Genomic DNA, 22,536 nt, shown 5'->3' on the forward strand with positions numbered 1-22,536 from the left:
AAAAAATGTGTGCTATTTTTGGAAGCCTGTTAAGAAGTTGTATATATTTTTGCAAAAACATATGGTTTATTCTTGTATTTCCCCCTTTTATTCTGATTTGTGGAGAGCTCTCACTTTCTTTTGAACTGGTTTTTTATACTGTGTTTTTTCGTGTAAAAACTGTGTAAATTGTACATAAAACAAAACATTGACAACCACTTTTAGTGTGATATAATGAGCACGAATTAATCGATGATGCGGTAAAGAGGATACAGCTGGAGAATTTTGACGGTATCGTTGATTTTTTTTATTCTCAATTGTGACAGATATAATAAAACAAAAGTAAGGTGATGAGTGTATGGGTGCGATTACAGTATTGATTTTATTTCCATTGGCTGCAGCGTTAGGAATCTTACTGGTCAAAAATGATGGGGTAAGAAATATGATTGTCAGGGTAGGAGCCGTAGGTACGGCTGTTTTGACACTGACAGTTGTAGGGTTATATTTTAAGAGCGGAATTGCTTTGTCCTTCCGTTTGGAAAAAGCAATTGAGGTTATCATGGCAACTACAGAGACGGCAATCGCTGTGTATGTAATATCCATCGGAATCAGGTATAAAAAATATGTTATTTCGGTTTTGTCGTTTGTACAGACGGCTGCAATGCTCTGTTTTGAATTTACGGTAAAGCATAATATTGAAGTTAAGCATGCCATGATTTTCGACAAACTTACGGCAATTATGGTACTGGTTATTGGACTGGTAGGGAGCCTGATTTGTATTTATGCCGTGGGATATATGAAGACTTACCATACCCACCACAAAGAATACAAAGAAAGGAAAAGCTTCTTTTTCGCAGTTCTATTTTTATTCCTTTCTGCCATGTTTGGAATCGTATTGAGCAATGATCTTACATGGATGTATTTTTGCTGGGAGCTTACGACACTTTGCTCCTTCCTGCTGATCGGTTATACAAAAACAACAGAAGCCAGAAACAATTCCTTCCGTGCCCTGGTGATTAATCTGGGCGGCGGAGTTGCTTTTGCAGCTGGGATCATTTTCATCGGCATTTATTATAAAACCCTGGAATTGTCAGTGGTTACTTCCATGAAGCCGGAAGCGGCAATGATGATACCCGTATTTTTCCTGTCCCTGGCTGCACTGACCAAATCTGCCCAGCTTCCATTTTCCTCCTGGCTTCTCGGAGCAATGGTGGCACCTACTCCTTCTTCCGCTTTGCTGCATTCCGCAACCATGGTAAAAGCAGGAGTTTACTTAATCATCCGTCTTGCGCCACTGTTAGGATCGACTCCTGTTGGAAGAACCGTAACCTTTGTGGGAGGAATCACGTTTCTTGCCTGTTCCCTGATGGCTATTTCCCAAAGTGACGCCAAGAAGATTTTAGCTTATTCCACTTTGGCAAACTTAGGGCTCATCGTAATATGCGCCAGCATCGGAACCCAGGAATCCTTATGGGCTGCCATCCTGTTGATTATATTCCATGCAGTATCCAAATCCCTGCTTTTTATATCCGTTGGTTCCATCGAGCATCAGATCGGAAACCGGGATGTGGAAAACATGGATGTACTCCTTGGAATTTCAAAAAAGCTCGCGCTCTATATGATGATCGGTATCGCCGGAATGTTTCTGGCCCCCTTTGGAATGCTGATATCAAAATGGGTAGCCATGAAGGCGTTTATTGATTCCAATAATGTTATTACTGTTATTATTCTTGCCTACGGAAGCGCCGCCACATTGTTTTACTGGACAAAATGGATGGGGAAACTGGTTTCAAGGGCCAATATGAGCCATCAGATTGAAAGCAAATTTCATCTTGATGAGGAGATTCCCATTACAATTCTTGCGGCAATGGTAGTGGTGTCCTGCTTTACCTTCCCGCTGGTATCAAAATATGCTCTGATTCCTTATCTGACGGAGGTATTTGGAAGGACGGCTTTGATCCCCATCGGAACGAATGATATTAAGCTGATGCTGTGTATGCTGAGTATGCTCATCCTTCTGCCCATCAGCTTTATTCCGATGTATAAGAATGATAAAAGAAGAAAAGTTCCGGTTTATATGGCAGGAGAAAACACCGGAGATAACGAAACATTCTATGGAGCCATGAATGAAAAACGAAAGATGGAACTGAGCAACTGGTATATGGAAGATTATTTTAGCCCCAAGAGATTAACTCTGTGGAGTGATGTCATAGCTGCCGCAATATTAGTTGGCGGAGTCATAATGATGATAGGAGGAATGGCGTAATATGAATATTTTAATCATGATTGGGATCGCCGTGCTTGCTCCTGTTGCCGGAGGGCTGCTGACCGGAATTGACCGTATTATATCAGCCAGACTTCAGGGGAGACAGGGACCGCCCTTACTACAACCATTTTATGATGTGCTGAAGCTGTGTCAGAAGGAATCCATAGAGGTAAATTCCATGCACCGTTTCTTCGTGTATATCTCCCTTGCATTCGTGGTATTCACCACGGTGATCCTGCTTTCAGGGGGAGATATCCTGTTAGCTATATTTGCCCTGACTCTTGGTTCTGTATTTTTCGTATTAGGCGGCTATGCATCCAATTCTCCCTATAACACCATTGGTTCGGAAAGGGAATTGCTGCAGATCATGGCTTATGAGCCAATGGTACTGCTTACCTGCGTTGGTCTTTACTATGCTGAGAACAGTTTTTTTGTAAGGGATATCGTAACGGCTCAAACGCCCTCGATCATCTATCTTCCGGGAGTGTTTGTTGGACTTTTGTTTATCCTGACATTTAAGCTTAGAAAATCCCCCTTTGATTTAAGCATGTCCCATCATGGGCATCAGGAAATCGTAAAGGGTATTACCACTGAGTATTCCGGTAAGGATCTGGCTGTGATTGAGGTAACTCACTGGTATGAGGTGATTATTACTCTGGCTCTTGTGTATGTGTTTTTTGCAACGGCTGCGCCGATGAGCCGTGTTTTTGCGGTCATCGTATGCCTGCTGGTTTATTTTCTTGAAATCATCATAGATAATGGAGCTGCCAGGGTGAAATGGCAGCAGGCTCTTAAATCAGCGTGGATCGTAACCGGAATCATGGGTACGGTGAACCTGATCATCCTGTCATTTTTCAGATAATTCCTGGCAGGTCATGAAAGCTGCCAAGAGGCGGAATGGAGGATATTATGAGTGTTGTAAAAAAATCGCCATGGATTCTGCATTATGACGGAACCAGCTGCAACGGCTGTGACATAGAGGTACTGGCATGTCTTACACCTCTTTATGATGTGGAGCGTTTTGGAATCATCAATACAGGCAATCCGAAGCATGCGGATATTTTACTCATTACGGGCAGCGTAAATGAACAGAATATCCCAGTTGTAAAGCAGCTATATGAACAGATGCCTGATCCAAAGGCAGTGGTGGCTGTTGGAATCTGTGCCACCTCAGGAGGCATTTTTGCAGAGTGCTATAACGTGGTCGGCGGAGTAGACAAGGTGATCCCGGTGGATGTTTACGTGCCGGGCTGTGCAGCTCGTCCGGAATCGATTATTGATGGCGTTGTGAAAGCGCTTGATATTCTGGAAGTAAAGAGAAAGAAGCATTGATTCATTAGGAGGCAAATTATGGCTGAACAGATATTAAAGGAGATCTCTGCAAATGATCTGCTGGCGGAGACATTGAAAATAAAAAATGACGGTTACCGGCTTGTTGCTGTTACCTGTACCAATAAAGACGGCATGGAATTGACCTATTCCTATGATAAGGATCATGATCTTATAAACCTGCGGATCTTAACCGATACAGAAACGGAACTGCCTAGTATCAGTATTATTTATCCGTATTCCTTTCTGTATGAAAATGAGATAAAGGAACTGTTCGGAGTAAAGATCACGGGTATAACGCCGGACTTTAACGATAACTTATATAAGATTCCGGTCAAAACACCGTTTCATATGAACGATTAGGTATGATGCCATCTGGCGTCAGAATGGAGGCTACTTATGGGAAACAGGACAATTGTTCCGTTTGGTCCTCAGCATCCGGTGCTTCCGGAACCGATCCATCTGGATCTGGTTTTGGAGGATGAAAGGGTTATTGAGGCGATCCCCAGAATCGGATATATTCACAGAGGTCTGGAAAAACTGGTAGAAAAGAAGGATTATCAGCAGTATGTCTATGTTGCGGAGCGGATCTGCGGCATCTGTTCCTTTATGCATGGCATGGGATACTGTATGTCTATAGAGAGCATTATGGAGGTGGAAATTCCGGAGCGGGCAAAATTCCTGCGGACCATATGGGCAGAGCTATCCCGTCTGCACAGCCATCTTTTATGGCAGGGCCTTCTGGCAGATGCCTTTGGATTTGAAAGTCTGTTCATGCATTCATGGAAGTTAAGAGAGCAGGTTTTAGACATTTTTGAAGAGACTACCGGAGGCAGGGTCATATTTTCCGTATGCGATGTCGGCGGTGTGAAAAAGGATATCTCTTCTGAGACCTTAAACAAGATGAAAGAGGTCTTAACCGGCATGGAGAAGGAATTAAAGGAGGCTGCCGCCGTATTTTTAAACGATTCCACCGTAAAACTCCGCACAAAAGGAGTTGGTGTACTGTCTAAGGAAGCAGCGTTCGAACTGGGAACCGTCGGTCCCATGGCAAGAGCCAGCGGGATTGAAATGGATATAAGGTCTCAGGGATATGCGGCATATGGTCAACTGGATTTTAAGCCGATCACAGATCAGGGCGGGGACTGCTATGCAAGAACCAAAGTCCGGATCGGGGAACTGTTCCAGTCCATTGATCTTATCCGGCAGTGCATTGCCATCATACCCGATGGTGAGGTAAAAAGAAAGGTAACGGGAAATCCAAAGGGAGAGCATTTTACCCGTTTGGAGCAGCCGAGAGGAGAGGTGCTTTATTATACAAAGGCAAACGGAACAAAATTCTTAGACAGAGTCAGGGTCCGTACTCCTACCTTTGCCAATGTCCCGGCCTTGCTGGAGACTTTAAAGAACTGTTCTCTTGCCGATGTGCCGATTCTGATCCTTACCATTGATCCATGCATCAGCTGTACCGAGCGATGATCGGCCCGGTTCATAGATATCATTGCTGGGAAGAACAGCGGAATTGAGGATAGTATGTCTATATTAAGGATGTCAAAGACGCTTTTAAAAAACCTGTTACATGGTCCCTATACGGTTCCATATCCGGTTAAGCGAAAGGAAACATATGAACGCACCAGAGGAAAGATTGAGATATCGGTGGATGATTGTATATTCTGCGGGATGTGCGAAAGAAAGTGTCCCACAGGAGCCATTCAGACAGATAAATCGAAAGCTCTCTGGAGCATTGAGAGGCTTCAGTGTATTCAATGCGGTTATTGCAGTGAAGTATGTCCGAAGAAATGTCTGAGGATGGAAAATCAATACACAGAGCCATCATACGGAAATGTAAGGGATGAATATGTGAAATGCATGAATACCCAATCACCCAGCGAATCATAGAAATTGCCGGAGAATATGCTGAAAAGCACCACGCAGAGGAAGTAAAGGTCATCAATCTGGTGGTGGGAGATACCTGCGGTTATGTGGCCAGTTCCATTGAACTTTATTTTGACATAATAGCGGAAGGAACTCCCTGTGAAAAAGCAAAGCTTCATATTAAAAGGGTAACACCTGAGCTGAAATGCAGCACCTGCGGGATATTATTTGTCCGGAAGCCCTTCATCTTTGAATGTCCTTTTTGTAAAGGAGAAGGACGGCCCACAGATATCGGACAGGAGTTTTATATTAAGTCGATTGAAGTTTAGAAATGGAGGAAACGATGTCTGAGAATAGGGAAATAGAAATCATGCAGTCGGTCTACGACAAGAATGACCAGGTTGCATCACAGATCAATGAATTATTAACAAATAACGGCATTTATGCCATCAATGTAATGGGAGCACCGGGAGCGGGAAAAACCACTTCCCTGATACAGATTATCAAACGCCTTACGGATGTGACCTCTTATGTCATCGAAGGAGATATTGAGGCGGACTTTGATACAAAAACCCTTCAGTCCCTTGGGGTAAAGGCCATTCAGATCAATACTGGCGGAGCCTGCCATCTGGATTCCCCCCTGATCGGAGCTGCGGTGGATGAACTGAAGATCAGCGATGGAATTCTGTTTATTGAAAATATCGGCAATTTAGTGTGTCCTGCCGAATTCATGATCGGAGAACACGCAAAGATGCTGATTTCAACCGTTACAGAGGGCAGTGACAAGCCATATAAATATCCCCTGGCATTTGAAAAGGCCGATTTGATTTTGCTGAATAAATGTGATCTTCTGCCATATATTGATTTTGACGAGGACTTTTTTATGAAGGGAGTCCGGGCTTTGAATCAAACGGCTCCGGTGATCAAGGTATCTGGAAAGACAGAAGAAGGTTACGAAAAGGTAGTAGAATGGATTGTGGAAAAAACAAGGTCATTACAAAAATAATAAAGGTTTACGGCATTGTACAAGGGGTTGGATTCCGGCCCCTTGTTTATCGTGCAGCCAAACAATACGGGATAAAGGGAACGGTCCGCAATGTGGGCGGCTATGTTGAGATCGTGGCACAGTCCAAAGAGGCAGTTCTTGGCCGGTTTCTATCTGACCTTACGGAAAACAAGAGGGGCGGCTATGAAATCATAAAGATGGAAGCAGAGGAACTTCCCTTCGGGGAGTTTAAAGATTTTCTCATTATAAAGAGTGAGTCCAGTGCGGAAATATTCGTGATCCCGCCGGATCTTCCGGTTTGTCCGGAATGCATGAGAGAGCTTTCACAATCATCGGACAGAAGATATCAGAATCCCTTTATCAGCTGTATGTCCTGCGGTCCCAGATATACCATAATGGAAGACCTGCCTTATGACAGAAACCGGACATCCATGGAGGACTTTCCTATGTGCGATGCCTGCCGGGAAGAATATACCTCACCGGAAAGCAGGCGTTTTCACGCACAGACCATTTCCTGCAATGACTGCGGCCCTTACTTAATCTATCAGGATAAGGAAAATGGCTTTCATGAACTGTCAGAAAGAGAAGCGTTTGAAAAGACGGTAAAAGTTCTGTCACAAGGAGGAATTGTTGCGGTTAAGGGGATCGGAGGCTTTCATCTGGTTTGTTCTCCTTTTTTGGAAGAAACCGTGAACCGGCTTCGAAAATTAAAGGGGAGGGAGGAAAAGCCATTTGCAATCATGTTCCCGGGAATTTCGGAGATAAGAAAGTTCTGTCTGGTCTCTGAGGAAGAAAAGACATTGCTGGAATCAAAAGCAAGGCCAATCGTGCTGCTATCCATGAAACAGGATCCTATGGCACCTTCCACGGGGAATGGAAGTCTTTATTGCGGTGCTTTTCTGCCTTATACACCCCTCCAATATATGCTGACTGCAGAACTTGGGCCTCTTATCATGACGAGCGCCAATTTTTCCGGACAGCCTGTTATTCGGGAGGATGGCCCCATGCTGGCTCTCACATCCCCCTATTTAAGCGGAGTATTATATAATAAAAGAAGGATCGTCCGTTCCGTAGATGATTCTGTTGCCAAAATCATAGAGGGTAAGCCTCAGCTGATCCGAAGAAGCAGAGGCTATGTCCCTTACCCTGTTTTTCTTTCTCAGGAAGAAGGAAAGGAAAGTGGGACTAACACCGGTATTTTTGCGGCGGGAGGAGATTTAAAGGCCGCCTTCTGCCTCTGCCAAAAAGGAAATGCAGTGGTATCCCAGTATTTTGGAGACCTGGAGGAAGAAACCGTGATGGAGGAATATCAAAGATCCTATAAAGATCTGACCAGGCTGTTACGAATGGCTCCAGGGTTAACGGTATGCGATCTCCATCCAAACTACCACTCCGCTCGCTTTGCTAAAGCCCTGGGTCTCCCAGTTCTTAAGGTGCAGCACCACCATGCTCATATTGCGTCGGTCATGGCTGAGCACGATTTAAAGGGGCCTGTGATCGGAGTTGCTTTTGACGGGACAGGCTATGGAACGGATGGGAATATATGGGGCGGAGAGTTTCTTATCTGTGAAGGAAGTGGCTTCATACGGGCAGCCCATGTAAGCATGTTTCCCATTCTGGGAGGTGACGGGTCAATGAGGGATGCTAAGAAAACGGCGTCCTGTTTTCTGCTTCACGCAGGCCTTGAAGCTTACAACCAGGATGAGAGAATCCGTGTGATAAAAGCAGCCCTTGAGCATAACGTCAACAGGGTCTTTACTTCCAGCATGGGACGCCTGTTTGATGCGGCAGCGTCTGTTTTAAATATCGGCCATGAGAACCGTTATGAAGGGGAATGTGCCATATTGTTTGAAAAAGAGGCAGTGCTTGCAGAAAGAAAGGATATAAAGCCGGCTGACTTATGTTTTGGCATAAAGGAAAAGGATGGGATCCTGGAATTAGATCCCCGTCCGGTTTTTGAGGCTCTTTGCACCATGAGAAATAAGGCAGAGACAGGTTCTCTGGCACTTGGCTTTCATCTTGCTCTGGCACAAGCCACAGCATCTGTGTGTGAAAGACTGGAGAGAAAATACTTAAGCAATACCGTAGCCTTAAGCGGCGGCGTTTTTCAGAATTCCCTGCTGACAGGGCATACGGTCAGGCTTTTAAAGGAAAAGGGATTTAACGTCTATTTGAACAGTGCGGTTCCTCCAAACGACGGGGGAGTGAGCCTGGGTCAGGCTTATCTGGGAAATAATTATTTAAAATCCGATCATATGGATTTGGAAAGGACAGGATGCCATGTGTGTAGCAGTACCGGGAAAAATAATTCAGATAAAAGGTGATTATGCAAAGGTCAATATTATGGACAACATTACCGATGCCAATATTAAGCTGGTGGATGCGAAAATAGGAGATTATGTTCTCATACATGCCGGCTGTGTTATTGATGTCTTAAAGGAAGACTTAGCCGAGGAAATTCTCACGATATTTTCCCAGCTTCAGGAGGAACAGTAGAATATGATCCACCAGGTGATAGATGAACTGAAAAATTATGACGGAAGGCCGGTAAAGATCATGGAAGTATGCGGGACCCATACGTCCAGCATCTTTAAAAACGGCATCCGTTCCATGATTTCTCCTAAGATCCAGCTGATTTCAGGACCAGGCTGTCCGGTCTGTGTCACCCCCTCCGCCTATATTGATAAGCTGACGGAATACTCCCTAAAGGAGAACCATTGCGTGCTGACCTTTGGAGATATGATGAAAGTAAAAGGAAGCAAGATGACTCTGACTGAAGCAAAGGCGGCCGGAGGCAGGGTAAAGATCCTCTATTCTCCGCTTATGGCAGTTGCGGAAGCGGAACAAAACAGAGAGATCCAATATATCTTTGCTGCAGTTGGGTTTGAAACCACGGTTCCTGTTTATGCCCTGCTTCTTGAGGAAATCCGGCAGAAGAAACTGAATAATTTAAAACTCATGACCTCCTTAAAGACGATTGTACCGGCTCTTTCCTTTATCTGCGAAAATGAGAAAAACATTGACGGCTTTTTAAGCCCCGGACATGTCAGCGTAATCACCGGAAGTATCGCATACCGGGAGCTGGCAGACAGATACCGGAAGCCTTTTGTAATAGCAGGTTTTGAAGGGGAGCATATCCTAGCCGCTATATATGAGATCATGACCCAGATAAAGAAGCAGCGCTTTGAGGTGAAAAATTTGTATGCCAGCGCTGTGACGGAAGAGGGAAACCAGAAAGCAGCAGCTTTTATCAAAGAATATTTTGAAGCTGCGGATGGCTTTTGGCGAGGAATCGGAGTCATAGAAGGATCCGCTCTGAGACTAAAAGAAGAATACGGAGCCTATGATGCAGGAAGCGCGGAAGAAGAGCTCGAAGAGGATATGCCAATCGGCTGCAAGTGTACGGATGTAATACTCGGACGGATCAATCCGTCGGATTGCCCGTTGTTTAAGACCGCATGCAATCCGCTTCACGCGGTAGGCCCCTGTATGGTGTCTCCGGAAGGATCCTGCGGCATCTGGTATCAGAATTCATGATCATAAAAAGAGGAGGCAAAGCAATGAAAATTGATATGTCCTACGGCAGCGGAGGAAAGCAGACCGGCAATCTCATCAATGAGGTATTCTTAAAACACTTTAATAATAAAACCATAAATAAACTGGAAGATGCCGCAGTATTAAATATAAAGGGGAAAATAGCCTATACCACGGATTCCTTTGTAGTCACGCCCCTGTTTTTTAAAGGTGGAAATATCGGTAAGCTAGCGGTATGCGGGACCGTGAACGACCTTTCCATGATGGGAGCTGTCCCCAGATTTCTGACTGCAGGGTTTATTATAGAAGAAGGTGCAGAGCTTGAGACCATCGAACAGATTGCCGCTTCCATGGCCCTGGCAGCAAAAGAGGCAGGAGTTAGGATTGTAGCCGGTGATACAAAAGTGGTGGAAGGAAACGGCGGAATTTATATCAATACCTCCGGAATAGGAGAGATCCGAAAGGGAGGGATCAGCATCTCAAACTGCAAGCCAAAGGATGCCATTATTCTTTCCGGGAATCTGGGAGAGCATCACGCGGCCATTCTGTCTCACCGGATGGGGATAGAAAATCAGATCGCAAGTGATTGCGCTCCCCTCTACTCCATCGTAAAAAATCTACTTGACGAAAATATCCAGGTCCATTGTATGAGAGATGTTACCAGGGGAGGGCTTGCTACGGTCCTTAATGAGGCAGCAGACCAGTCGTCCTGTAAAGTGGAGATATGGGAGGAAGCTCTTCCGGTCAGCGCCCAGGTGAGAGGCTTCTGTGATATTCTTGGCCTGGATCCCCTCTACATGGCAAATGAGGGGAAAATGATAGCAGTTGTTCCAGGAAGCCAGGTGCAAAAGGCTTTACAGTCAGTTCAGAAAAGCAAATATGGAAAAAATGCCAGAATTATCGGAACTGTTTTGGAAGGCAGGGGCGTAACAATGAAAACCAGGCTGCAGGGAAGCAGAACCATTGATGTGTTATATGGAGAGGGCCTGCCCAGAATCTGCTAGAGAAAATCGTGTTTTTGTATGTAATAATAGCCAAAAAACTGGATAAAATGTGGCATTTGCAGGATTATGTCATATATTTATTATAGTTAAGTATGAAAGGAAATGCTAATATGGCTATTAAAATATTTATTGATCAAGGTCATAATCCTAGCGGCTTTTTTAACAGTGGGGCGGAGGCCAATGGTTTAAGCGAGTCTGAAATTAATTTTCAGGTTGGAATTTATCTGCAAGATTTGCTGAACAGTGACCCAAGGTTTGAGGCGCGCGTATCAAGGCCGGAACCCAATACCGTATTAGGAACCAATAATACTACCAGTTTGGCGCAGAGAGTAGCTATGGCAAATGATTGGCCGGCCGATTATTTTATCAGCATACATTGTAATGTGAATCCGAATCCAGCAATTAATGGTACGGAAGTATATATTTATCAATACTATACCCAGTCTCAGTGGCTGGCAGAACATGTTATGGAAGGTATAAACCAGGTGGCAGGAACGGCAAATAACGGGATCAGGGAAAATCCGGCTCTGTATGTATTAAGAAACACAAACATGCCCTCTAACCTTGTTGAACTGGGGTATTTAAGTAACTTGTCGGATGCCGATAAGCTGCGTGATGATCAGTATGGATTTGCTTATGGCATTTTCTTAGGTCTTATGAGGTATTTTGGTTTTGCTTAAGGTTATTAAACAGGCTGCTGCGATATGCTCCCTTTGCGGTAATTGGATGAGGAATCCGTCTATTTGCTGCAAGGAGGGCATTTTTCCGATAAAAGGCATGCGACTCTTACCTGCGGTGGGTAAGAATAAATTCCCTCTTTATCATCAGCAGTTTTTTTGTCTGTTTTAAAATATAGAACAGGATTGCCCTGGCCTCAAATTCTTCCCGGTTGGAAGGAAGCTCATGGCTTTTTAAATCCTGAAACAAAAGGTCTAAATTATTTAAAAGACCTTCAGCCGTATTTTCCCTGTGATACCCCTGTTCAATTCCTTCAAAAAGCAGTGCCACCTGTTTTGCCTGTCTGGGCAGGCAGGTGATGCTTTTAATATTTTCATAGATTTCCTGAAGCACCATGCTTTGCTGCTGGCGCATCTGGATATAATCCACTTCATAAGAATCCTTTTTCCAAAGGGCATTGTTGTAATTATTAAGCGCGCATGTTCTTGCCAGGTCCAGGCTTTCCTTAAGCTGTATCAGACAATCCGGGTTATATCCGCTTTTATCTTCCTCCATCAGCCAGTGGGACATGCGGCTTAAGATCCCCTTTATCTGTGAATCCACATCGTCTGCCAGTTTCTGAAATACTTTTTCCTTTTTCCGTAGATGCATATTGACCAGAACCCCAACCGTAGTGCCGATCAGGAACAGGGCAATCTCATTTCCTATGAGAGGCGCAGACATGGACCGCTCGGACAGAAAATGAGTGATGAGGACAGAATCCATGGCAATTGCTTCCCCCCAGTCCGCATACAGGCAAAGCAGGGCGAATAATAAAAGGTACCAGGCAAATGCAAAAAGAGTGAAACCCAAAAGACGGAAGGAAGCGGCAGCGAGTATTAACGCGCACACAAAGGCCAGCGTCCGGTTTCTGGCGCTTTTAATGGTTTCTCTCTTTGTATTCTGGATGCTGAGCACCGTGATGATGCCGGCCGTAGCAGAATATTTTAAACCAAGCTCAGCCGCAATGGTAATTGCCAACACAGCGGCAGCGGCAATTTTTATGCTTTTAATGATCTTTTCCTTTTCCATGTGTATTACCTCGTAAAAAGCAGTTCGTATTACCAGTATACCATATTTTTAAAAACATCCCATCAGAAAGATTGCTATTTCCTTCACAAATTAGTATAATTCCTATATTGCAGTTTTCATGTAAAAATGTATTTCCTAAGGAGGAACCGTGTGGATAACAACGATATATTAATAAGATTGCGGTATGCGATGGATATTAAAGATTCTGATATGATTGAAATATTCAAACTGGGCGGAATCACAATTACAAAGGAAGGGGTCCGAAGACTTCTTGCAAAGCCTCAAGCCGATTTAATTGATTCCGAAGCGCAAAAGGCAATTGTTGATAAAAACAGGGACATCTGCAATGATTTTACGCTGGAGTCCTTTTTAAACGGTTACATTATTTTTAAACGGGGAAAGCAGGAATCAAAACCGGGAGAGCCGGAAAAACAACTGTTCATGGTGAAGGATCACCGATCAGTCAATAATGTCCTGCTAAAGAAAATTAAAATTGCCTTATCCCTTACCGGTGATGACATGCTAGATATTTTTAAGTCTGTAGGAATCAATCTGTCCAACGGTGAATTAAGTGCACTTTTGCGAAGGGAAGGGCAGCGCAATTATAAGGAATGCCAGGACCGGTATGTCAGAAATTTCTTAAAGGGCCTTGCAATCAGATACAGATAGCCGGCAGAAGATACTGGAGGGGGGGGCCTTGCTTATTATTTTTTTTGTGTTATAATGTAATTAGACGTTAAATCTGAGCGTTGCAGAAGATTTGATGTTTCATGAACAATCATATAATTGACATGTAAAGAACCGTCTTTTTAAGAAGGGCTTTTAGTATTGTGCCAATGGCATGGATATGAAAAGCCCTTCTTTTTTTTGAAAGGAGGAATATTATGCAGTTGGAAGGAATGGAAGTAAGTCATATGAAGTTCGGTGAAGGGAAGGTCATGGAGCTTGAGGAGAAATACATCACCATACTGTTCCCTCAGGGCGAAAAAAAGTTTTTGTATCCAAATTCCTTTAACAAATTTCTGACCCTCAAGGATAAGAAGGTGCAAACAGAAATGAACAATATGCTGAAGCTTATCATGGAGGAAGAAGAAAGCAGACGTGCGGAGGAGATTAGTGAGCAGGAACGTCTGGAGGAAATACAAAACTTGAAGATCCGTCCCGATTCCCAGGCGTCCTTTGGATTTGTAGAGAATAACAAGGAACGTGTTTTTTCTACGTGGTCAGTCTATGCAGGTTCCTATCAGAGCGGAGCCTCCAAAGGAAAGCCCAAGCTTCCGGTAAGGCTTAAACTGAATTCAGCCTGTCTCCTCACGGAATGCCCCAAGGGGGTGGCAGAAAAGAGGCGGCGTATCATAGGGGCCTTTATGCTGCAGGATAATTTTGAAAGCTCTGCTTGCAGAGATGGGATAATTCAAAGCCACGAAAAATTCAGGATTCAGCTGAATGATAAAGAAACTCTGTTCTACTGGGATTATTTTTCCGAAGGAGCGGAGATTTCAAAATGGGGAAATGTAGAACTTAAATATTTTTCCAATATGATCATGCAAAAGATTCTTTTTGATATGCAAAATGGTCTGACTGATGCGGAGCGTCGGAAAGATGCAGAAGAATTTTACCAGTACTTCTGCCTGGTAAACAAGTTAAAGCCTTTGAACCAGTAGAGAGATGGGGAAAGAAAAGGAGTGATGCGTATGGAATATGAGCGGAACAGAAGAAAAGAATATGAAAAACGGAGGCTGCATATGTTTTAGTATGCGGCTCATTGTCATAGGATCATGAGACACCGCCTCCGTTTTTTTAAATGGAGGCGATTTTTTATGAAGAAAAGAATATTGAATACAGCATTCGTCTGTCATAATTGCAAAAGAGAGGTGCAGCCTTTACAAAACGGCAGCTACAGAAACCATTGCCCCTTTTGCCTGTTTTCTCTCCATGTAGATGGTGAAGTCCCTGGTGACAGAAAAAACAGCTGCAAGGGGCTTATGGAACCGACAGGGATCCGATATCATACGAAAAAGGGATTTCAATTGATCCACCGGTGTACCAGGTGCGGGACATACAGGCACAATGTCATTTGTGAAGGTAATTGCCAGCCAGATAATAGAGAATTAATTCAGGAACTTATGTATCTGATTACATAGAACGGGAGAGGTGATTGATTCATTATATGTTATCACAGGTAAATATAGCCTCCATTGCATTCCGGCTTTTTCTGTCCATTATTTTATGTGGGGCAATCGGAATGGAAAGGGGTTTAAGAAACCGACCGGCAGGTTTTATGACTTACCTTCTGGTGGGGTGCGGCTCAGCCCTAATTATGATTACCAATCAATATATTGCAACAATCTATACCAATGTGGATCCTACACGAATGGCATCCCAGGTGGTGAGCGGAATTGGTTTTTTAGGAGCCGGAACCATTATCACCACCGCTAAAAACGAGATCAGGGGCCTGACAACTGCGGCAGGCCTCTGGGCGGCCGCAGCGGTTGGGCTGGCGGTTGGAATCGGTTTTTACGGCGGAGCCATTATAGGAAGTATTTTTATTATTTTTTCCCTGATGTATTTAAAAAAGATTGACCTTTATATAAAAACACATGCAAAAACCATGGAAATATATCTGGAATACAACGAAGAATTTTCCATGCAGAATCTATCTCTGTATACAGAACAATCCCAGTACGAAATTTTTGATATGGAAGCAGGTAAAATAAAGACCTTAAACGGGGAATTTGGCACCCTGACCTTTGATGTCAATTTCCGCCATAAGGTAAATCATGTAAAGATCATAGAAGAAATCAGGCAATTGCCTGGTATTCTTTATGTGAGAGAGGTGGCATAAGCGGGTTAAGAATCTTAGAACCGGACTGATACAATATCTTGCAAAATGGAAGGAATCTGTTATACTGTTTTCCATAGGAAAAACATGAAACCTATGGAAGATTTGTTATTACAGAGAGGAAGAATGACCGTGATAGGGACTATTGTAAATACAGCTGCGATTCTGACCGGCAGTTTAATCGGCACTTGTGTGAAAAAGGGGATCGAAGAGAAATATCAGGATGCATTATATAATGCCATGGGACTTTCCGCCTGCGGACTTGGCATTCATGCAGTCGTACAGAATATGCCAAAAAGCAGCTTTCCTGTGCTGTTTATCATCAGCCTTGCAGCAGGCAGCCTCTTTGGAGCCAGGTTAAATCTGGTGGAGAGGTTTGATCGGGTGGTAGCCCGTTTTTCAAAAGGAGATTTGGGGCAGGGGCTGTCTACGGCCATATTGCTGTTTTGTATCGGAACACTTTCAATTTTAGGTCCCATGGAGAGCGCTCTTCATGGAGACAATACTTATCTTTTTACAAATGCAACTTTGGACTTTGTTACCTCTATGGTTCTGGCATCCACCTATGGGATCGGGATAGCATTGTCCGCTGTGGTTCTGTTTTTGTGGCAGGGAAGCATTTATCTTTTTTCCGGCTGCCTTTCTGTTTTTTTAACTCCCGAATTATTAACTGAAATTTCACTTGTAGGCGGTTTTTTAATCTTTAGCTCCGGCCTTTCTATATTAAAAATCAAAGACTGTAAGGCGTTAAATATGCTTCCTTCATTGCTTGTGCCTGTCTTATGGTTTTTAATAAAAGCCATTCTCTGATGGAAAATGGCTCTAAGTCAGCCGAAAGGAAATTGTTGACAAGCCGGTAAAATAAGTGTATCTTATCGTTAATACAGACATACCTTTACACCCGGTAAAGATGGGCAATAGAGTGAGAAGGAGAAAAGAACGATGGAAAAGAGAATTTCGGGAAAAACAGGTTTGTTAGGTTTGATTGGTTCGCCGGTGGGACATTCCGGTTCACCGGCTATGTATAATTACTGCTTTGAGAAGCTTGGGCTGGATTACGCATATCTTGCCTTTGATATCAAGGTAGAAGAAGTTGAGAAGGCGATCGAAGCCATAAAAACATTCCGCATGAGGGGCTGTAACGTGACCATGCCCTGTAAAAATGAAGCTGTGAAATACATGGATGAGCTATCGCCCGCCGCCCGCATTATAGGCGCGGTCAATACCATAGTAAATGAAGATGGAAGGCTGACCGGACATATTACAGATGGCCAGGGTTTTGTAGATAATCTCCGGGATCACGGAGTAGAAATTGCTGGCAAGAAGATCATTGTCTGCGGCGGAGGCGGAGCGGCTGCTGCAATCCAGGTGCAGTGCGCCTTAGAGGGAGCAAGGGAAATTTCTGTTTTTAACATCAAGGATGCATTCTTTGAAAGAACCCTTCAGACTGCCGAAAAGATCAGGCAGGAAAAGCCGGAATGCGTAGTAAATGTATATGACATTGCGGATAATGAAAAGATGAGGGAAGAGATCGCTTCCAGTGATATTTTAGCGAATGCCACCATTGTTGGGATGAAGCCAATGGATCAGGAGAGCGTTGTAAAGGATGTGACCATGTTCCGCCCTGGCTTAGTCGTGGTTGATGCGGTTTACAATCCAAAGGAAACGAAGATGTTAAGAGAGGCAAAGGCTGCCGGCTGCACATGCATTGACGGACAGGGTATGCTTGTATGGCAGGGGGCTGAGGCTTTTAAACTCTATACAGGCCAGGAGATGCCTGTACAGGAAGTGAAGGAACTGTTTTTTAGTTAAAGAGTTAGTACCGTTTACAGCATGAGAAAAAGTAGAAGTATAAGAAAGGTTCAAAGAATCGGTTGCGGTTCTTTGGACCTTTTTTGCGAGGGGTATTGCTTATTATTTGTTTGTGCTATAATATAATCGGCCTTCAATTCAGACATTGAATGGTATAACGATCTAAGAAATATTAAATAAGAAAAGATGATGAAAATATAAAAATCGTAAAATTCTGTAATAAATAAAAACAGAAAAATGAAGATATTGCCAAAAACCTTAAGATGATTTATTTTTACGCCGGTCCATAAATGTTATACTTTTTATATAACGAAACGCCATAATTCCGCTGTTTTATAGAAAGTGCTTATGGGTTCAAAATGAACGGATATGGGCGTAAAAAAAATTAAGGGGGATCTTTTCTTATGCTTAAAAGCAGCAGGCTTTTCAAAAGAAAAGCGGCTGGCATGATGGCAGCAGTGATGATGATCGGCATCTTGCCCGTGAACATGATCGGATTTGCTGATGTACTGGAAATGTCGCCGGACAGCTATGAAGACTCGGATGAACACAAGGCGACAAGGTCCAATGCCAGCTATGCCACTGCATCCAATGCGCAGAAAACACAGGAACTGCAGGAAGAGGGAACTGTGTATTACGTGGATGCCAAAAACGGCAATGACAGTGGAGACGGAAAAACAGAAGAGACTGCGTGGAAGACCTTTGACAGGGTCAATTCCAAAACCTTTCTACCCGGTGACAAGATACTGCTAAAAGCAGACTGCATCTGGAATCAGGCGCTGAATCCCAAAGGCAGCGGCAGAGAGGGAGCGCCCATCATCATTGATACATATGGAGAAGGCAGCCGCCCTTTGATTAACGGCAATGGTACCTCCGGGCCTTCCATTACCGGCGCGGTGACGATTTACAACGAAGAGTACTGGGAAATTTATAACCTGGAAGTGACGAATCTGGAAGATACGGATAAGATGGGGGAAGCCATGGACAGCGGTACCAGTGAACGTGCCGGGATCCTGATCTATTCTTCCAATCAGAAAAAGATATACAAACACATTACTGTGAAGAATTGTTATGTACACGATGTCAACTCCAACTTCAAGGGCGGAAAAACATCCGGCGGAATTATCGTTATGGGCCATTACCTGGACAAAGACGGAAACAGGGTCACCATTGATGACAGCGGCAATCTGACCGCCAAAGCCATGGGGCGGGCAGCTTTTGAGGATGTGATCATTGAGGGGAATTATGTAAAGAATGTGGCGATTGAAGGAATCCGGAATAAATGCAATACGGATATATCCAGTTCCGGCTGGGGGAAAAACGAATTCCTTAAAAACTATTCCAATGTAACCATTCGTAATAATTATCTGGAAAATGTCGTAGGCGACGGCATCGTTCTGACAGAGACCAAAGGCGGACTGATCGAGGGAAATATGGTAAATTCCTCCTGCGGCTTTGACCGGGGTGCAGTAAACTACGCCCAGTGCTGGACCATGTTTGCTGATGATGTCACCGTACAGTACAATGAAGTTTACGGCAACCGGTATGGGTACGATGACGGCGAGGCCTTTGACTCCGATATGATGAATTTGGACAATATCTTCCAATACAATTTAAGCCATGACTGCGGCGGCGGTGTCATGCTGTTTATGTCGAGCCAGAAAAATACCATATTCCGCTATAATATAAGCATTAATGACGGTACAGGCACTTATCCCGGGGAAAACAGGATGCAGCAGCAGACCTTCCATTATGACAATACATCATCTGCAGGACCCGGCGTAGGCAAAATTTATAACAATACCATCGTTGTCTTTGGGGAAGATAAAAAAACCTCACTGTTTGGCGGAATGAGCAAAAGAACTTGTTTTGTGGATTTCAAAAACAATATCGTTCTAGCCAAAGATGGAGCAACCATAGACTTTGCAGTTTTAGCCCAGGGGTCCATCATCCATGAAGACAGCGTGATAGAAAACAACTGTTTTTACCCGGATACCATTGCAAACACCAGCGCTGGTTCTGTTTTGAATAAGGAGAGCCTGGAAGCCAAAGGAAATATATTTAAGGATCCCATGTTGATCGATTATAAGGCGGGAAAGGATTATTCCAAATTTAAGTATCCTTTGGAGGAGCTGGAAGACCTTATGGATTCTGATTTTACCAAAGACAGGATCCAGATGCTTGCAGAGCCGTATCAGCTGACGGAAGGGTCTCCCTGTATCCGCACCGGTCAGAGACTCGAAGGCATGCCTACCGAGGATATTATGGGCAATATCATTGCCGGACGTGTGGATATAGGCGCTCTGGAATATTCCAGTGAAGATGAGCTGGCAGAAGAAGTGGAGGAGGTTCATATTGTAACGACTCCCGGAGTTGTGCCGAAACTGCCGGCAGCCTTAAAGATCATTCTGGATGGTGAATCCTATGATTATCCGGTTAAGTGGGATGAACTGACAAAGGAAGACTGCATGCAGGCGGGAGTAATCGAACTTGCCGGAGTCCTTCCGGGATTATCCAATCAGGTTGTGGCTTCTATTATTGTGGCAGATGCACCGGAAAGTTTTGAGCCGGTTGATGTATCGACGTTTGCAGGAATCTACCCGGTACTCCCTGATAAGGTTACCGCAGAATTTACAGGCGGTTTGACCCTGGAGCTTGGGGTGACATGGGAAACGCTTACCCTGGAACAGTATTCCCACGAAGGTGAGATCACGGTAGAAGGGACTGTTTCGGGTCTGAAGGAAAGATGCAGGGCAAAGGTAACGGTCATCGGTGATCTGGGAGATGGAACAAGCGTAAAGGAAAAGGTGACTTCCAAGGATGCCTATACCCAGCAAAGCGACGGAAACAAAGCTTACGGAAGCTCCGACCCCAATGTTATTAAGGTCAAAACAGCCAATAACTCGCCTTCCTATACAAGAAATGGGCTGATCGGCTTTGATTTAAGTGATGAAGAGCAGATGCTAAGATCCGCCTCAAGCATTACCATAAAGCTGCAGATGACAAGACCGGTTTCGGATGCGGATTATAAAACCATTAACAATCATTTTTATCTCAAAGTTTATGAGGTGGATGACATTTGGAATGAAGGAACGGTGACGTGGAATTCCTCTCCCAATGCTTCTTTTAAGAACCTGGTGATCAAAGATAAAAAAATCGTGTATGCCAATATCCGGGATGCCCATGAGAATATTGTGGAACTGGATGTGACCGATTGGGTAAAGAATGCCTATGCGAAAAAAGGACAGACAAAGTTTTCCTTCCTTATGACAACCGATTATTTCGGTGAGTATGCTAACGGTGACAACGGCGGTATTGATTTCGCTTCCAAAGAGGCAAGCGGAAAGATGGCTCCTACCATGGTATTAAGCAATGTTTACGAAAGGTCGGTGGAAGCTGTTTCCGTATCAACACCGGCAGGGAAGAGTCCGGTTCTTCCGGAGACGGTATCAGTCAGTTACTCGAGCGGAGAACAGAAGAATGTGACCGTGGAATGGAACAGCATTGATTCTGCAAATTACCAGAGCGAGGGGAGCTTTGTGGTGTATGGGAAGGCAAATGGGGTAAAGCTTCCCATAAGGTGTACAGTTTATGTCATGGAGGCGATGCATAAAGTTGTCTTGGTCAGGGATATTGCTCCGATCATTCAGCTGGTTGGAACGCCATGGGAGGAACTGGGACTTCCGGGGACAGCAGCAGCACTGTTAGATAATGGGCAGGAAGCGGAAGTACCCATTGCATATTGGTTCCCCGATAATGCTTATGACCCGGAAAAGGTGTTCTCCTATACCTGCATCGGATATCTGGATCTTACCGGCCATGAGACAATTGAAAATCCGAATCAGAAGTTTGCCGCGGTAACCGTGAATATAATTGAACCGGAAGACAAGAATGCACTCCTTGTCCTTTATACCGAAGCGGCGGATCTTGTCAATCAAGGCGCATTGGATAAGCTGACCGATGGAGCTAAAAACCGCTTTATAAAGGCGTTCAACCAGGCTGCTTCCGTACTGATTAATGCAAAGGCAACTGAATCAGAAGTACATAAGGCATATGTCAATTTGATGGAGGCAATCTGGTATCTGGATTCGGAAGAGAATTTAAAACCTGATACTTCCGCCCTCCGGGATCTGGCGCTCATAGCGGAATCCAAGAACAAGAAGGATTATACCGAAGAGTCCTATGGGGTATTAAAGGATGCTCTTTCAGTAGCTAAGTCTGTTTTAAAGGATAAAACGCTTACAAAGAGCGACCAGGACCGGGTAGACCAGGCATACGACAATTTGAAAGAGGCTATAGAAGGCCTGGAGTTTAGCGGGAATTCGGGAACGGAAAACAGGATTATCACAGGGATTAATATTATCGCATTACCGAATCAAATTATATATAAAACAGGAGAGCGAATCAGCCATTTCGGCCTAAAGGTGGCCGCCATGTACAGTGATGGCTCATTAAAAGTCATAAACGGCTATGAGATATCAGATGTAAGCACTTCAGTGCCGGGGGTAAAGGATGTGATCATCACTTATCGTACAGCGGTCAATAATGCCATTAAAGTGTTCACAGATGTCTTCCAGATAACGGTGATAAAGGAGACTTCCCAGGGAAGCGGTTCCGGCAGCTCTGGAGGAGGCACGTCCTCTCAAAGGACGGGGGCCAGTATAAGCGGACAATGGCATAAGGTCAATGAAACGGCATGGAGATTTTTAAAGGCTGACAAAACCTATGCTTCCAACGAATGGGCAAAAATTAATGGAAAATGGTACCAGTTCGATAAAGAAGGCATGATGCAGACCGGATGGATCGTGGATCAGGGCATATGGTATAAGCTAAGCCAGAATGGCTCCATGGAGTCGGGCTGGGTAAAAGAAGAATCAGACGGGTACTGGTATTACCTTGATGAGTCCGGCGCCATGAGAACCGGCTGGATTCTTATCAATGGAATCTGGTATTACTTTAACCCTGCTACACAGGGAGAAACCGGCTGGCATAAAACAGAAGACGGCAAATGGGGACATCAGACTGGAGAAAGCGGAAGCAGACCGATGGGAGCCCTTAGTACCAACACCACAACGGCTGACGGATATCGGGTGGATGATAACGGAGCCTGGGTCCAGTGATAATTTAACCTGAAAGAGGG

The 22,536-nt window shown here is 44.3% G+C and carries 21 protein-coding genes; 20 read left to right on the top strand and 1 reads right to left on the bottom strand.

All coding sequences use genetic code 11. The features are described 5' to 3' along the window. Window positions 1-337 precede the first annotated feature (337 nt). The 13 genes from BMW45_RS16585 (at window position 338) to BMW45_RS16645 (ending at window position 11,673) form a co-directional block, all read left to right on the top strand. Entirely contained in the window at window positions 338-2,245 is a 1,908-nt protein-coding gene (locus BMW45_RS16585) for an NADH-quinone oxidoreductase subunit 5 family protein (RefSeq protein WP_092245920.1), read from the top strand. 1 nt (window position 2,246) lies between these two features. Beyond that, window positions 2,247-3,107 carry a respiratory chain complex I subunit 1 family protein gene (locus tag BMW45_RS16590; protein ID WP_025233832.1) on the top strand — a complete coding sequence of 287 codons (861 nt, stop codon included), beginning with the start codon at window positions 2,247-2,249 and terminating at the stop codon, window positions 3,105-3,107. A gap of 47 nt (window positions 3,108-3,154) precedes the next feature. Beyond that, window positions 3,155-3,577: an NADH-quinone oxidoreductase subunit B family protein gene (locus BMW45_RS16595; RefSeq protein ID WP_092246618.1), complete on the top strand. Its 423-nt coding sequence runs from the start codon at window positions 3,155-3,157 to the stop codon at window positions 3,575-3,577. 18 nt (window positions 3,578-3,595) lie between these two features. Beyond that, a complete protein-coding gene (locus tag BMW45_RS16600) occupies window positions 3,596-3,937 on the top strand; it encodes an NADH-quinone oxidoreductase subunit C (protein WP_092245922.1) in 342 nt (113 codons plus the stop codon). A 36-nt stretch (window positions 3,938-3,973) separates the two neighbouring features. Further along, entirely contained in the window at window positions 3,974-5,053 is a 1,080-nt protein-coding gene (locus BMW45_RS16605) for a hydrogenase large subunit (protein WP_092245924.1), read from the top strand. Window positions 5,054-5,122: 69 nt separating this feature from the next. Next, on the top strand, window positions 5,123-5,473 hold the full coding sequence (locus BMW45_RS29000) for a 4Fe-4S dicluster domain-containing protein (protein WP_242883124.1): 351 nt from the start codon (window positions 5,123-5,125) through the stop codon (window positions 5,471-5,473). Beyond that, window positions 5,440-5,778 carry a hydrogenase maturation nickel metallochaperone HypA/HybF gene (locus BMW45_RS16615; protein ID WP_092245927.1) on the top strand — a complete coding sequence of 113 codons (339 nt, stop codon included), beginning with the start codon at window positions 5,440-5,442 and terminating at the stop codon, window positions 5,776-5,778. The genes BMW45_RS29000 and BMW45_RS16615 overlap by 34 nt, the downstream gene beginning before the upstream one ends. A gap of 14 nt (window positions 5,779-5,792) precedes the next feature. After that, window positions 5,793-6,455: a hydrogenase nickel incorporation protein HypB gene (gene hypB / locus BMW45_RS16620; RefSeq protein ID WP_092245930.1), complete on the top strand. Its 663-nt coding sequence runs from the start codon at window positions 5,793-5,795 to the stop codon at window positions 6,453-6,455. Further along, the gene (hypF, locus tag BMW45_RS16625) at window positions 6,419-8,779 is read left to right on the top strand and encodes a carbamoyltransferase HypF (protein ID WP_092245933.1); all 2,361 of its coding nucleotides are present in this window, start codon (window positions 6,419-6,421) and stop codon (window positions 8,777-8,779) included. The genes hypB and hypF overlap by 37 nt, the downstream gene beginning before the upstream one ends. After that, window positions 8,736-8,951, top strand: a complete 216-nt coding sequence (locus BMW45_RS16630; protein ID WP_092245936.1) for a HypC/HybG/HupF family hydrogenase formation chaperone — start codon at window positions 8,736-8,738, stop codon at window positions 8,949-8,951. The genes hypF and BMW45_RS16630 overlap by 44 nt, the downstream gene beginning before the upstream one ends. Window positions 8,952-8,954: 3 nt before the next feature. Next, window positions 8,955-9,992, top strand: coding sequence for a hydrogenase formation protein HypD (gene hypD / locus BMW45_RS16635; protein ID WP_092245938.1), 1,038 nt, complete (start codon window positions 8,955-8,957; stop codon window positions 9,990-9,992). Between the two features lie 23 nt (window positions 9,993-10,015). Further along, window positions 10,016-10,993 carry a hydrogenase expression/formation protein HypE gene (gene hypE / locus BMW45_RS16640; protein WP_092245941.1) on the top strand — a complete coding sequence of 326 codons (978 nt, stop codon included), beginning with the start codon at window positions 10,016-10,018 and terminating at the stop codon, window positions 10,991-10,993. Between the two features lie 110 nt (window positions 10,994-11,103). After that, window positions 11,104-11,673 carry an N-acetylmuramoyl-L-alanine amidase family protein gene (locus BMW45_RS16645; RefSeq protein WP_025233821.1) on the top strand — a complete coding sequence of 190 codons (570 nt, stop codon included), beginning with the start codon at window positions 11,104-11,106 and terminating at the stop codon, window positions 11,671-11,673. A 106-nt stretch (window positions 11,674-11,779) separates the two neighbouring features. Here BMW45_RS16645 and BMW45_RS16650 read toward each other — a convergent pair whose 3' ends face one another. Further along, the gene (locus tag BMW45_RS16650) at window positions 11,780-12,742 is read right to left on the bottom strand and encodes an aromatic acid exporter family protein (RefSeq protein ID WP_092245944.1); all 963 of its coding nucleotides are present in this window, start codon (window positions 12,740-12,742) and stop codon (window positions 11,780-11,782) included. A 150-nt stretch (window positions 12,743-12,892) separates the two neighbouring features. Between BMW45_RS16650 and BMW45_RS16655 the strand changes: the two genes are divergently transcribed. From BMW45_RS16655 to BMW45_RS16685, 7 genes are all read left to right on the top strand, one after another. Next, the gene (locus BMW45_RS16655; RefSeq protein WP_025233819.1) at window positions 12,893-13,411 is read left to right on the top strand and encodes a YehS family protein; all 519 of its coding nucleotides are present in this window, start codon (window positions 12,893-12,895) and stop codon (window positions 13,409-13,411) included. Window positions 13,412-13,626: 215 nt separating this feature from the next. After that, a complete protein-coding gene (locus BMW45_RS16660; RefSeq protein WP_092245947.1) occupies window positions 13,627-14,406 on the top strand; it encodes a hypothetical protein in 780 nt (259 codons plus the stop codon). 156 nt (window positions 14,407-14,562) lie between these two features. After that, the gene (locus tag BMW45_RS16665; RefSeq protein WP_092245950.1) at window positions 14,563-14,886 is read left to right on the top strand and encodes an RNHCP domain-containing protein; all 324 of its coding nucleotides are present in this window, start codon (window positions 14,563-14,565) and stop codon (window positions 14,884-14,886) included. A 14-nt stretch (window positions 14,887-14,900) separates the two neighbouring features. Continuing rightward, the gene (locus BMW45_RS16670; RefSeq protein ID WP_092245953.1) at window positions 14,901-15,587 is read left to right on the top strand and encodes an MgtC/SapB family protein; all 687 of its coding nucleotides are present in this window, start codon (window positions 14,901-14,903) and stop codon (window positions 15,585-15,587) included. Window positions 15,588-15,680: 93 nt separating this feature from the next. Further along, window positions 15,681-16,394, top strand: coding sequence for a DUF554 domain-containing protein (locus BMW45_RS16675; protein WP_330387713.1), 714 nt, complete (start codon window positions 15,681-15,683; stop codon window positions 16,392-16,394). Window positions 16,395-16,526: 132 nt separating this feature from the next. Then, on the top strand, window positions 16,527-17,396 hold the full coding sequence (locus tag BMW45_RS16680; RefSeq protein ID WP_092245956.1) for a shikimate dehydrogenase: 870 nt from the start codon (window positions 16,527-16,529) through the stop codon (window positions 17,394-17,396). Window positions 17,397-17,800: 404 nt separating this feature from the next. Beyond that, complete coding sequence (locus BMW45_RS16685; protein ID WP_092245959.1) at window positions 17,801-22,516, top strand: Ig-like domain-containing protein; 4,716 nt, start codon at window positions 17,801-17,803, stop codon at window positions 22,514-22,516. Window positions 22,517-22,536: the final 20 nt, after the last annotated feature.

Source organism: Lacrimispora sphenoides (assembly GCF_900105215.1).
GTDB classification, from domain to species: Bacteria; Bacillota; Clostridia; order Lachnospirales; family Lachnospiraceae; genus Lacrimispora; species Lacrimispora sphenoides_A.

Bases quoted from the DNA above. Each gene is read 5' to 3' on its own strand.
- BMW45_RS16685 (WP_092245959.1), top strand. From the start codon at position 17,801: ATGCTTAAAAGCAGCAGGCTTTTCAAAAGAAAAGCGGCTGGCATGATG.
- BMW45_RS29000 (WP_242883124.1), top strand. From the start codon at position 5,123: ATGTCAAAGACGCTTTTAAAAAACCTGTTACATGGTCCCTATACGGTT.
- BMW45_RS16680 (WP_092245956.1), top strand. From the start codon at position 16,527: ATGGAAAAGAGAATTTCGGGAAAAACAGGTTTGTTAGGTTTGATTGGT.
- BMW45_RS16615 (WP_092245927.1), top strand. From the start codon at position 5,440: ATGCATGAATACCCAATCACCCAGCGAATCATAGAAATTGCCGGAGAA.
- BMW45_RS16630 (WP_092245936.1), top strand. From the start codon at position 8,736: ATGTGTGTAGCAGTACCGGGAAAAATAATTCAGATAAAAGGTGATTAT.
- BMW45_RS16660 (WP_092245947.1), top strand. From the start codon at position 13,627: ATGCAGTTGGAAGGAATGGAAGTAAGTCATATGAAGTTCGGTGAAGGG.
- BMW45_RS16585 (WP_092245920.1), top strand. From the start codon at position 338: ATGGGTGCGATTACAGTATTGATTTTATTTCCATTGGCTGCAGCGTTA.
- hypB (WP_092245930.1), top strand. From the start codon at position 5,793: ATGTCTGAGAATAGGGAAATAGAAATCATGCAGTCGGTCTACGACAAG.
- BMW45_RS16600 (WP_092245922.1), top strand. From the start codon at position 3,596: ATGGCTGAACAGATATTAAAGGAGATCTCTGCAAATGATCTGCTGGCG.
- BMW45_RS16665 (WP_092245950.1), top strand. From the start codon at position 14,563: ATGAAGAAAAGAATATTGAATACAGCATTCGTCTGTCATAATTGCAAA.
- BMW45_RS16650 (WP_092245944.1), bottom strand. From the start codon at position 12,742: ATGGAAAAGGAAAAGATCATTAAAAGCATAAAAATTGCCGCTGCCGCT.
- hypE (WP_092245941.1), top strand. From the start codon at position 10,016: ATGAAAATTGATATGTCCTACGGCAGCGGAGGAAAGCAGACCGGCAAT.
- BMW45_RS16605 (WP_092245924.1), top strand. From the start codon at position 3,974: ATGGGAAACAGGACAATTGTTCCGTTTGGTCCTCAGCATCCGGTGCTT.
- BMW45_RS16590 (WP_025233832.1), top strand. From the start codon at position 2,247: ATGAATATTTTAATCATGATTGGGATCGCCGTGCTTGCTCCTGTTGCC.
- BMW45_RS16645 (WP_025233821.1), top strand. From the start codon at position 11,104: ATGGCTATTAAAATATTTATTGATCAAGGTCATAATCCTAGCGGCTTT.
- hypD (WP_092245938.1), top strand. From the start codon at position 8,955: ATGATCCACCAGGTGATAGATGAACTGAAAAATTATGACGGAAGGCCG.
- hypF (WP_092245933.1), top strand. From the start codon at position 6,419: ATGGATTGTGGAAAAAACAAGGTCATTACAAAAATAATAAAGGTTTAC.
- BMW45_RS16675 (WP_330387713.1), top strand. From the start codon at position 15,681: ATGGAAGATTTGTTATTACAGAGAGGAAGAATGACCGTGATAGGGACT.
- BMW45_RS16595 (WP_092246618.1), top strand. From the start codon at position 3,155: ATGAGTGTTGTAAAAAAATCGCCATGGATTCTGCATTATGACGGAACC.